This is a genomic window from Andreprevotia lacus DSM 23236, assembly GCF_900176275.1.
Taxonomy (GTDB): Bacteria; Pseudomonadota; Gammaproteobacteria; order Burkholderiales; family Chitinibacteraceae; genus Andreprevotia; species Andreprevotia lacus.
Window position 1 is genome coordinate 138,654 of record NZ_FWXD01000002.1, and the last position, 11,446, is coordinate 150,099.

At 63.7% G+C, this 11,446-nt stretch carries 9 protein-coding genes; 6 read left to right on the forward strand and 3 right to left on the reverse strand.

Annotated elements, in window-relative coordinates; translation table 11 throughout:
• Positions 1-422: 422 nt before the first annotated feature.
• Both B9A19_RS02425 and B9A19_RS02430 read left to right on the forward strand, forming a co-directional pair.
• Positions 423-3,242 carry a valine--tRNA ligase gene (locus B9A19_RS02425; protein WP_084088953.1) on the forward strand — a complete coding sequence of 940 codons (2,820 nt, stop codon included), beginning with the start codon at positions 423-425 and terminating at the stop codon, positions 3,240-3,242.
• A 225-nt stretch (positions 3,243-3,467) separates the two neighbouring features.
• Positions 3,468-4,154, forward strand: coding sequence for a Pr6Pr family membrane protein (locus B9A19_RS02430; protein WP_139798605.1), 687 nt, complete (start codon positions 3,468-3,470; stop codon positions 4,152-4,154).
• 21 nt (positions 4,155-4,175) lie between these two features.
• On the opposite strand, the gene B9A19_RS21955 is transcribed toward B9A19_RS02430, so the two are convergent.
• Positions 4,176-4,952: a hypothetical protein gene (locus B9A19_RS21955; protein WP_139798606.1), complete on the reverse strand. Its 777-nt coding sequence runs from the start codon at positions 4,950-4,952 to the stop codon at positions 4,176-4,178.
• Between the two features lie 71 nt (positions 4,953-5,023).
• Positions 5,024-5,278 (reverse strand): DUF2917 domain-containing protein, encoded by a 255-nt coding sequence (locus B9A19_RS02440; protein WP_139798607.1) that lies wholly within the window; start codon positions 5,276-5,278, stop codon positions 5,024-5,026.
• 117 nt (positions 5,279-5,395) lie between these two features.
• Here B9A19_RS02440 and gcvA point away from each other — a divergent pair, with 117 nt between their 5' ends.
• The 3 genes from gcvA (at position 5,396) to B9A19_RS02455 (ending at position 8,910) form a co-directional block, all read left to right on the forward strand.
• Positions 5,396-6,289, forward strand: coding sequence for a transcriptional regulator GcvA (gene gcvA / locus B9A19_RS02445; protein WP_084088956.1), 894 nt, complete (start codon positions 5,396-5,398; stop codon positions 6,287-6,289).
• A 149-nt stretch (positions 6,290-6,438) separates the two neighbouring features.
• Positions 6,439-8,055, forward strand: a complete 1,617-nt coding sequence (locus B9A19_RS02450) for a methyl-accepting chemotaxis protein (RefSeq protein WP_084088957.1) — start codon at positions 6,439-6,441, stop codon at positions 8,053-8,055.
• A gap of 186 nt (positions 8,056-8,241) precedes the next feature.
• The gene (locus B9A19_RS02455; protein WP_139798608.1) at positions 8,242-8,910 is read left to right on the forward strand and encodes an outer membrane lipoprotein; all 669 of its coding nucleotides are present in this window, start codon (positions 8,242-8,244) and stop codon (positions 8,908-8,910) included.
• A gap of 67 nt (positions 8,911-8,977) precedes the next feature.
• Here the strand turns inward: B9A19_RS02455 and B9A19_RS02460 are convergent, their stop codons facing one another.
• The gene (locus B9A19_RS02460; protein ID WP_084088959.1) at positions 8,978-9,280 is read right to left on the reverse strand and encodes a hypothetical protein; all 303 of its coding nucleotides are present in this window, start codon (positions 9,278-9,280) and stop codon (positions 8,978-8,980) included.
• 242 nt (positions 9,281-9,522) lie between these two features.
• Here B9A19_RS02460 and glmS point away from each other — a divergent pair, with 242 nt between their 5' ends.
• Complete coding sequence (glmS, locus tag B9A19_RS02465) at positions 9,523-11,349, forward strand: glutamine--fructose-6-phosphate transaminase (isomerizing) (protein WP_084088960.1); 1,827 nt, start codon at positions 9,523-9,525, stop codon at positions 11,347-11,349.
• Positions 11,350-11,446 lie beyond the last annotated feature (97 nt).

The following is an 11,446-nucleotide window of genomic DNA, read 5'->3' on the forward strand; positions in this document are numbered from 1 at the left end:
GATAACCCCTGATGGCGGGCGTAAAAGCACTTACTTTGAGATAAACAAGGAATCGTCAGCTTTCAAGGACGAATGGCGATTCCGCGCGAGATTTGGCGCAGAATCGTGTGCCGGGCAGTGGCTTGCCGGTGCATGGTGTGACCCCCCGTCTGGCTTGCTCGGACGTATCCGGCAGCTTTGTCTGTTTTCTTGCACTATTCGGGTGCTATGTAAGCATATTAACAATTTTTGAAATATGCCAAGTTAGAACCAAATAAATGCTGACAAGTGCTTGCTTTGCCAGAACAAATAGTCGAATAGCCGGCGATTTGGCTGCCGGCCCCGCTGCAGGGCAGGCGTAGCTGCGAGAACTGGCCGGAGGACGCAGGCGGGGCAGGGTTGCTCGCTGTATAATCCGGGGTTTTGCTATTTCCGAGCCCGTCATGAGCACCGCACTCGAGCAACTCGCCAAGAGCTTTGAACCCGCCGCGATTGAAGCCAGCTGGTATCCGCGCTGGGAATCGGCCAATTACTTCAGCCCCAGCATGGACATGAGCGCGCCGTCGTTCGCCATCCAGCTGCCGCCGCCCAACGTGACCGGCACACTGCATATGGGCCACGCGTTCAACCAGACCATCATGGATGGCCTGACGCGCTATCACCGCATGCGTGGCGACAATACCCTGTGGCTGCCGGGTACCGACCACGCCGGTATTGCCACCCAGATCGTGGTGGAGCGCCAGCTCGATGCGCAGGGCGTCAGCCGCCATGATCTGGGCCGCCCGGCCTTCATCGAGAAGGTGTGGGAGTGGAAGCAGCAGTCCGGCGACACCATCACCGGCCAGATGCGCCGCATGGGCGCGTCGGTGGACTGGGGCCGCGAGTACTTCACCATGGACGACAAGATGTCGACCAGCGTGACCGAAGTCTTCGTGCGCCTGTACGAGCAAGGCCTGATCTATCGCGGCAAGCGGCTGGTGAACTGGGACCCGGTCTTGGGCACGGCGGTATCTGACCTCGAAGTGGTGAGCGAGGAAGAAGACGGCCACATGTGGCACATCAAGTACCCGGTGGTGGGCAGCGATGAATTCGTGACCGTGGCGACCACCCGGCCGGAAACGCTGCTGGGCGACGTGGCCGTGGCGATCAACCCCACCGACGAGCGCTACCAGCACCTGCTGGGCAGGCAGCTGTCGCTGCCGCTCACCGGCCGCCAGATTCCGGTGATCGCGGATGACTATGTCGATGCCGCCTTCGGCACCGGTTTCGTCAAGATCACGCCGGCGCATGATTTCAATGACTATCAGGTTGGCAAGCGCCACAACACGCAACTGATCAACGTGATGAGCCTGACCGCGACGATTCTGCCGCAGGCGCAGGTATTCGGTTATGACGGCAGCGCATTCGACAGCATTGCGCTGCCCGCCGCCTATGCCGGCCTGAGCACGCGCGATGCGCGCAAGGCCATTCTGGCCGATCTGGAAGCGGCCGGCCTGTTGCTGGAAACCAAGAAACACAAACTGATGGTGCCGCGTGGCGATCGTACCGGCACCGTGATCGAGCCGATGCTGACCGACCAGTGGTTCGTGGCGATGAGCAAGGCCGACGATACCGGCAAGAGCATCACGCAGAAAGCGCTGGAAGTGGTGCAGAACGGCGAAGTGCAGTTCGTGCCGGGCGACTGGGTGAATACCTATTACGCGTGGCTCAACAACATCCAGGACTGGTGCATCTCGCGCCAGCTGTGGTGGGGTCACCAGATTCCGGCCTGGTACGATGCCGACGGCAAGGTGTACGTCGCCCGCACCGAGTCCGAGGCGCAAGCACAGGCCGGCGGCAAGCCGGTAACGCGTGACAACGACGTGCTCGACACGTGGTTTTCGTCGGCGCTGGTGCCGTTCTCCAGCTTGGGCTGGCCGAACCAGACCAACGAGCTGCAAGCCTTTTTGCCGTCCAGCGTGCTGGTGACCGGCTACGACATCATTTTCTTCTGGGTGGCCCGGATGATCATGATGACCACGCACTTCACCGGCAAGGTGCCGTTCAAGCACGTTTACGTGCACGGTCTGGTGCGCGACGGCGAAGGCAAGAAGATGTCCAAGTCGGAAGGCAACGTACTCGACCCGGTGGACCTGATCGACGGCATCGCACTCGAACCGCTGCTGGAAAAACGCACCACCGGCCTGCGCCGCCCGGAAAAGGCGCCGCAAGTCGCCGCCAAGACCCAGAAGGAATTCCCCGAGGGCATCCCGGCCTATGGCGTGGATGCGCTGCGCTTTACCTTTGCGTCGCTCGCTTCGCTGGGCCGTTCGATCAACTTCGATCAGAAGCGTTGCGAAGGCTATCGCAACTTCTGCAACAAGCTGTGGAACGCCACCCGCTTCGTGCTGATGAATGTGGAAGGCAAGGATTGCGGGCTGGAAGAGGGCGCCGAGCTGGATTACGGCTTTGCCGACCGCTGGATCATCGGCAAGCTGCAGGAGGCCGAAAAGGCTGTGACGCTGGCGCTGGATACCTTCCGCTTCGACCTTGCCGCGCAAGCCATCTATGAGTTCGTCTGGAACGAATACTGCGACTGGTATATCGAGCTGGCCAAGGTCAGCGCGCAGACCGGCAGCGAGGCGCAGCAACGCGCCACGCGCCGCACCTTGATCCGCGTGCTGGAAACCATCCTGCGCCTGATTCACCCCATCATGCCCTTCATCACCGAGGAGCTGTGGCAGGTGGTGGCCCCGCTGGCCGGCAAGAAGGACACCGAATCGCTGATGGTAGCGCGCTGGCCGGTAGCCGACGAAAGCAAGATCGACGCGGCCGCGCAGGCCGAAGTGGACGAGCTGAAGGCGCTGGCCTTTGCTGCGCGCAACCTGCGTGGCGAAATGGGCTTGCCGCCGTCGCAAAAAGTGCCGCTGTTCATCGAAGGCGATGCAGCGCTGGTGCGTTATGCCGACTACCTGAAGTCGCTGGCCAAGCTGTCCGAAGTGCACGTGGTTGCCGCGTTGCCCGAGGACGACGCCCCGGTAGCCGTGGCCGGCACCATCCGCCTGATGCTCAAGGTGGAGGTGGACAAGGCTGCGGAAAGCGCCCGCCTGACCAAGGAAATTGCCAAGACTGAAGACGGCTTGGGCAAGATGGTCGCCAAGCTGGAAAAGCCGGGTTACACCGACAAGGCGCCGGCGCATCTGGTCGAGAAGGACCGCGCGCTGGTGGCCGAGCTGCAGGACAAGTTGAGCAAGCTGCAGGCGCAGCTGGCCAAGCTGGGCTGAGTCTTGCCAGGGTAAAACCTGCCCCGGGAAAACAGGCGCTGCGGCGCCTGTTTTTTTGCGCCTGCCTTACCGGCCAGCGGCCCGCATGCCGTTTGCGGCGGGCGGGCTGCCGGTGGTCGGCTGGCGGCATGCATACGGTATGCGCGCGCTACGTGCAGGCACTAAGACGGATACTTGGGCAGCAATGTCCAAGTCCCCGTCTGTGTTGCTCAAGGGGGTGCCGTCATGCAGATGCCACCAGAACCGAATACTGCCCCGTACCACGTCAGGCGATTGCGCTGGGCGCGGCGCTGTGAGCTGGTGCTGGGGGCGGCTGCCTGGCTGGCGGTGCTGACGCGGCTGGGGCTGACCATGTCGCAGGAGCTGGCGCTGGGGCACACGCCGGCCATGGCGCTTACGCGCTTCCTGGCCTATTTCACCAATCTCAGCACCTTGCTGCTGGCGCTGGTGCTCACGGTGCCGCTGCTGGGGCCGCGTTCGCGGCTGGCGCGCTGGTTGTGGCAACCCGGCGTGCGTGCCGCCAGCCTGGTGTACATCCTGATCGTCTCTGCGGGCTACGAGTTGCTGCTGCGCGGCATATGGGCGCCGCACGGGCTGGAATGGACCATAGACGTGCTGCTGCATGACGTGATCCCGGCCGGCTATCTGGCTTACTGGCTGGGGTTCGCGCCGGCCGGCACCCTGCGCTGGCGCGACGCATTCCGCTGGCTGTTATACCCAGCGGCCTATTTCGGCTACATCCTGTTGCGCGGCGAGCTGCTGGGGCGCTACCCCTATCCCTTCATCAATGTCATGCAGCATGGCTATGGCCCGGTGCTATGGAATGCCGCAGCATTTGCCGCGGCATTCGCCTGCACCGGCTTGCTGGTGGTCGCCGCCGATGTGAAGCTGGCGCGCAGTCGCGCACGTTAGCCTGCGGGCGCACAGCGATAATCAGCCCCGCCCGCCACCGTGGCCGCCGCCACTGCCTTGTCCGCCGCCATGGCCACCCCCTGACCCGCCGCCGGACCCGCTGCCGGAGCCCCCGCCAGAGCCAGAACCAGAACCAGAACCAGAGCCACTACCGCCGTTGCCTTTTCCGTGTCCGTCGCTGTTGCCGTGTCCGCCGTCGCTCTCGCCTTTGCCGTGTTCCGAGCTCTGGCTGGATTTGCTGCTGCCATGATCATCCTGATCCTGCGCGTGATCCGCATGACTATGGGTGTCGCTACGGCTGTGCAATGCGCTCATCAAGGCACCAAGCCGCGTTCCCATGTCTTTGGCAATCTCCCCCCAGCCCTTGCCATCTGCGCGTTGCGCCAGCACGCCCGCCAGGCTGACGCTCTGCCCCTTGCTGTCGGTAATGGTGCCGCCCAGCAGGGCGGCCTGGATCTGTGCCGGTGTGGGCTGGCTGATGCCTTGTTGCTTGAGTGATTCTTGCGCCAGTACCAGTGCGATGGTGGTATTGCCCGGGCTGAGCTTGCTACCGGTGCTGAAGGTGGTGGTGCCTTTGCTGTCGGTCAGCGAGACACTGCCTTGTTCCAGCCCCGTGACCAAAGCGTTAGCTGTGGCGCTGGAGCCGGCCCAGTTGCTGAAGCTGCTTACCGTGCGGGCATTCGCTTTTTGTACGCTGGTGGTCGTGGTGGTGGGCGTTTCGCCAGTCGGATAGGCCGCCGTGCTGATCAGCAGGCCACCGGCCAACAGGACGCGTGCCAGCGTGGTGAAGGAGGACATGATGATCTCCTGTCGCATCGTCATCCTTCCACACTACCCCTGTAGCGCTGGCGCCGGGCATGCAATCGACGCTAGCCCGCGACCGGCGTCGCATCCGGCCGATCAACGTCGAACAAGGCAGGCTCCAGCGCCTCCGCCAGCATGCGGCCCTGGCCGCGATGGCTGTTGCCGGCTGCCAGCACGATGTCCTGGTCGCCGTCATCGGTAATCCACAGCAGCCCTGCATGGACGTTGACCTGCGCATTGGCAGGCAGCACGACGACGCGGCCACAGGGCAGCGCCTGCAGCTGTTCGGGGATGTTCAAATGTTGTTGATCGTTTAACATGATTCAACCCTCCGGGTGGTCTGGCCCGTTGTTGTGTGTTGATGTCGCCATTCTTGGCCGATAAGACGCCAGCGACAAACGATACGTTTTCACGGAATTGTTGAATTGGATTCACGATTGAAGTCGCCTGGCCGTTTGCCGTCGCTGCCGGCGTTGCGGGCCTTCGAGGCCGCTGCGCGGCTGGGCAATATGGCGCAGGCGGCGGCCGAGCTGTTTGTGACGCCCGGGGCGATCAGCCATCAGATCAAGGCGCTGGAGGCACAACTGGGCTACCCGCTGTTCGCGCGCGACGGCCGTGGCGTAAAGCTGACTGTCGAGGGCACGCGGCTGGCCGGCGTGCTCAACGGCGCCTTGCTGTCGGTGGCCGGCGAAATCGAGGCGATACGCCGCGAGCGCGAACGGCCGCGCATCGTGGTGACCTGCTTGCCGTCGTTCGCTGCCAAATGGCTCACACCCCGGCTGCGTGATTTCATTGAGCGCCATCCGGACATCGAGCTATGGCTGCACTCGTCCAAAACGCGCGAGGATCTTGTGGCGCAAGGTATAGACCTGGCCATCCGCGTCGGCCATGGCAACTACCCGGGGCTGTATACACAGCATTTTGTCGAGGATGAATTCCTCGTCGTCGCCAGCCCCACACTGACCGGCGGGCTGCCGCAACAGCCAGCCGATTTGCAGGGGCGCGTGCTGCTGCGCTCGGATAACGAACCATGGCGGCGCTGGTTCGATGCTGCAGGGCTGGCAGACTGGCCCGAGCCAACCCAGGGCGTGGTGTTCAATGATTCGGCGCTGCTGGTGCAGGCCGCCACAGAGGGACAGGGTATTGCGCTGGCGCGCCGTCTGTTGGTGGAGGAGGAAATTGCCAGCGGCAAGCTGCTGCAATTGTTTCCGCTGACCGTGCCGCTGGATATGCCTTACTGGCTGGTGACGACAACGCCGCCGCCCTACCGGCCAGCGTTGCAGCTGTTCATCGACTGGCTTTGGCAGCAGATGCGCGATAGCGCCAGATAGAATTAGCTGGTTCTGATATTCTCGGCGTCAGCTGCGGCTTTAATGTTGCCGCAACAAAGAAAGTAACCGGGGTGGTTGCATGGGGCTGGCGTCAGCGTAATCGCAAGCTATGCTGAAACCATCCCGCAACGTTTATTCAGGGTGTTCCCATGTCCTTAAAAGCAAAAGCCTGGCTGTTGTCGGTGCTGGTGTTGCTCGCATTGGTTGGCGTAATGCTGGTTGGTCTGCTCACGATGAAAACGGCCGCCAACAACGACAACAAGGCGCGTATCGAGCAATTGCTGCGCAGCACCTATCTGACCATCGTGCAGATGGAAAACATGGCGGCCAGCGGCAAGTTGACCGAAGAGCAGGCCAAGGCCATTGCCACGCAAATCCTGCGCGAAAACAAATACCACAAGTCGGAATACGTCTATGTGGTCGATGAAAAGCTCAACTTTGTTGCTACCCCGCTGGACCCGCAGCTGCATGGCACCAGCTTCAACGAATTCAAGGACGCGCAGAAAAATAGCGTAGGCTCGCTGGCCGTGGCTGCCTTGCAAAAGTCCGGTGGCGCGTTGACCGAATATGCGTGGAATTCGGAGCGTGATGGCAAGATTGTTGACCTGCTGACGGTGGTGATCCAGTCGCCGCGCTGGCACTGGATTGTCGGCAACGGGGTAAGCGAAGATGAGGCCAACACGCGCTTCTGGAGCAACGCACGCTGGCAGGTGATCATCTGTCTGATCGTCGCTGCTGTTGTTGCTGCCATCCTGTTGATGGCGGTGCAGAAGCTGCTGCGCCAGTTGGGTGGCGAACCGGACTACGCGGCCGATATTGCGCTGGCGATCTCGCAAGGCGATCTGGGGCGGCGCATTGATGGCAATGTGCGGCCGGACAGCCTGCTGGGGGCGGTGGCCAGCATGCAGAACAGCCTGCGCGACATGATCCAGGGCATACAGCGCGGTGCGGACGAACTCAAACAGGCGGCGGGCGGCCTGTCGCACCAGATGGATGCCATCAGCCAGGCATCGCGCCAATCGTCCGATGCCACGTCGGCCACGGCGGCGGCGATCGAGCAGATGTCGGTCAGCGTGGACCATATCTCGCAAAGTGCGCGCGAAACCGAGCAGAACTCGTCGCGCTCCAGCGAGCTGGCGACCGAGGGCGAAGGCCTGGTGGCCAAGGCTGCAGTGGAAATCCAGCGGGTATCGTCACAGATTGCCGATGCATCCGGCCTGATCGGCGGGCTGGTCGAGCGCTCGCGCGAGATCGACAGCATTGCCAGCGTCATCAAGGATATTGCCGACCAGACCAATCTGCTGGCGCTCAATGCCGCCATTGAGGCAGCACGGGCGGGCGAGCAGGGCCGTGGCTTTGCGGTGGTGGCCGACGAAGTACGCAAGCTGGCCGAGCGCACCACACAGGCCACCGGCCAGATCACCAGCATGATCCAGGCGGTGCAGGCGGATACGCTGTCGGTGGTGGCGAGCATGGACGAGGCCACGCCGCAGGTCGCGCGTGGCGTGGAAATGGCCGACCGTGCGGCGGCCACGCTGCGGGAGATCAGCAGCGGCGCTTCCGAGACACTGGGCAAGATCCGCGATGTGGCCAATGCGACGTCCGAGCAAAGCCTGGCCAGCAGCAGCGTGGCGACCAATGTCGAACACATTGCGCGCATGGTCGAAGAGTCGGCCGATTCGGTGCGTGCCGCCAATGAAAACGTGCGCACCTTGGAGCAACTGGCGACCGATTTGCGCTCGCAAGTGGCGCGTTTCCGCCTTTGACTCCGTATCAGTAAGCGCAAGCAGGGCCGCCTTTGGCGGCCCTTTTTCATGCCGGCCCGGTGTATGGCAACGCGGTGGGGCCGGATCGGGCAGTGTGAAAATTTGCCGCCATTTTGTGTGTGTAATCACTGCGCCCGTAACACGGCTGGGGGGATGATGAATGCATCACCCAACGAGGACTCCGTGATGTCTACCCCTCAAACACACCCACTGATTCTGACTGCTGCCGGTGCCGTGATCCTGGCCAGCGGGGTCGGGGTTGCCCACTGGCTGGGCTGGGTGGGGAATGCCCCGGCTGCCCCTGCCACGCAGGCCAGCGCCCCCGCCGCACAAGTGACCGCGTTGCCGGCCACGCCGCTGCCCACCTTGCCGCCCACACTGGCCCCCACGCCGGTGCCCACCCCCACGGCCGCGCCAACACCGGTGCCCACCCGTAAACCCAAACCGCACCACCCGAAGCCGACGGCGCTACCGCCAGCCACGGGCGGCGTGGTTGCACCCCCGACGCCAGTGCGCGAGGTCTGCAGCAGTTGCGGCCGTGTAGCGAGCGTGCGCAGTGTTGAGCACACCGGTGAAGCCACTGGTGGCGGTGCCGTGGTCGGCGGCGTGGTCGGCGGTGTCGTCGGCCACCAGATCGGCAAGGGGCGCGGCAACGATGTGGCGACCGTACTGGGTGCCATCGGCGGTGCCGTGCTGGGCCATCAGGTGGAAAAGCAGGTGAAGAAGACCACCAGCTATGAAGTGAGCGTGGTGTTCGATGATGGCAGCGAGCGTAGCTTCAGCTACAAGGAGCCGCCGCCGTTTGCCGCCGGCGAGCGCGTGCGCCTGCGCGATGGCCAGTTGACGACCGACTGACCGTTGTTACGCTGCAGAACAGAAAGCCCGGCCATGCCGGGCTTTCTGCATTCATGGCTGGCGGTCGTCAGTGGAAGTCCTGCCGTGCCACCACACGCGCGCGCTCGATCAGCACGTTCATGATGCCTAGCACCGTCTTGCGTGTTTCACGGCTGTCCACGCGTTCGAAGTTCTCGTCCAGCGCCTCGTAGATGTCGCACGCCAAATGGAACAGCAAGGCCTGTTCGCGGTCGCCGGCGCGCGGCAGATAGCAATTGATCTCGTCCACGATGTGGTCGGCCAGCTCGTCCGGGAACGTGGCCCTGGCGGTCAGTATGCGGTCCATCAGGCGTACACCGATGGCGCCAAGGGATAGGAGCTGCACAGCCATGACGGCCTCCTGCTATACAGAATCATGCGCGGAGCAAAGCCGGCCCGGCGCGGAATGCGGTACGCGGGGGCCAGCAAATTCGCCGGTTCGCGTGAATTCACTTTAGCCCATGCTTCTACACCGCCTGTCGGGTACCGGGCGTAAGCCGATGAACGCGGGGCATTGCCCTTAAGGGATACCCCGTAACGACAGCCCGCAGCACACTATTTATATTGCGGTGCACCATCCAGGGGAGTGTGACCATGTGCGGTATCGTCGGCGCGATTTCGGATCGTAATGTTCTACCCATGCTGCTGGCCGGGCTGGCCCGGCTGGAATATCGCGGTTATGACTCCAGCGGTGTGGCGCTGGCCAGTGGCGCGGCGGCTTTCGAGCGCATACGCGTGGCAGGCCGCGTTGCCGACCTGAGTGCGCTGGCTGCCGGTCACAGCGGTACGCGCGGCATTGCCCACACCCGCTGGGCGACGCACGGCGTGCCATCCGAGCGCAATGCCCACCCGCATCTGGGCGGCGACAGCATCATGGTCGTGCACAATGGCATCATCGAAAACCACCAGTCGCTGCGCGCTGCGCTGACCACACGTGGTTACGTGTTCACGTCCGACACCGATACCGAAGTCATTGCCCACCTGATCCACGCCGAGCTGCAAACGCAGGGCGATCTGCTGCGCGCGGTGCAGGCCGCGCTGCCGCAGCTGCACGGCGCCTATGCCATCGGCGTGCTGGCGCAAGGCGACGATGAGCGCCTCATCTGTGCGCGGCGCGGCAGCCCGCTGGTGCTGGGGCTGGGCTTTGGCGAGCAGTATTTCGCCTCGGACATCGCCGCGCTGCTGCCGCTGACGCAGCGCGTGATCTATCTGGAGGAGGGCGAGCTGGCCGACGTGCGGCGCGATGCCATCCAGCTCTATGACGCCGCCGGCCAGCCCACCGAGCGCGCCGCGCGCACTATCGACGTGCAGCCCGACGCGGCCGAGCTGGGCCAGTATCGCCACTACATGCAGAAGGAAATCTTCGAGCAGCCCACCGCGCTGGCCAGCACCTTGGCGCGCGCGCTGGAGCTGGGCTGCGTGCCGGCCACGTTCGGCCCGACTGCCGAGGCGGTTTTCCAGGCCGCACCCGCCGTGCGCATCGTGGCTTGTGGCTCCAGTTACCACGCCGGGCTGGTGGCGCGCTACTGGATAGAGGAATGGACCGGCCTGCCGGTCAGTGTCGAAATCGCCAGCGAATACCGCTATCGCAGCAGCGTCGAGCAAGACGGCACGCTGGTGGTCGCCATCTCGCAATCGGGCGAGACGGCCGACCTGCTGGCCGCCGCCCGCTCGGCACGCGAACGCGGCAAGGTGCAGCTGCTGGCGCTGTGCAATGTGCCGCATTCGACGCTGACGCGCGAAGCCGATCTGCTGTTCCTCACCCAAGCCGGGCTGGAAATCGGCGTCGCCTCCACCAAGGCCTTCACCACCCAGCTGGCCGCGCTGTTCGTGCTGGGCGTGGCGCTGGCCGGTGCACGGCAGAGCCTGCCCGCCCCGCGCCTGGCCGAGTTGATCGACTGGCTGCCCCGGCTGCCCGCGCTGGCGCGCGATGTGCTCGCGCTGGAGCCTCAGCTCGAAGCATGGGCGCATGAGCTCAGCCATGACCACAACGCGCTGTTCCTTGGCCGTCACACCCTGTTCCCGATTGCGCTCGAAGGCGCGCTCAAGCTCAAGGAAATCGCCTACATCCACGCCGAAGGCTATGCCGGTGGCGAACTCAAGCACGGCCCGCTGGCGCTGGTGGATGAAACCATGCCCGTCATCGTCTGCGCCGGCGCCGACGCCGTGCCGGACAAGCTTGCCTCCAACCTGCGCGAAGTGATGGCACGCGGCGGCCGTGTTTACCTGCTGGCAGAACCCGGGTGTGAAGCACTGGCCGACGGCACGCACCGCACCGTGCTGCTGCCGCAGGCCGCCGGCCCGCTCGCCGCCCTCACCATGACCCTGCCTTTGCAACTGCTGGCCTACCACACCGCCTGCCGCAAGGGCACCGATGTGGACAAGCCACGTAACCTCGCAAAGTCCGTGACTGTGGAATAGCTGGGTGGGGGAAGGTCACTGCGTCTGTAGAAAAATAATAAAGTCTCATCATAAATAATAAAGTGTCATCATAAATAATAAAGTTGCATCCTTTGCC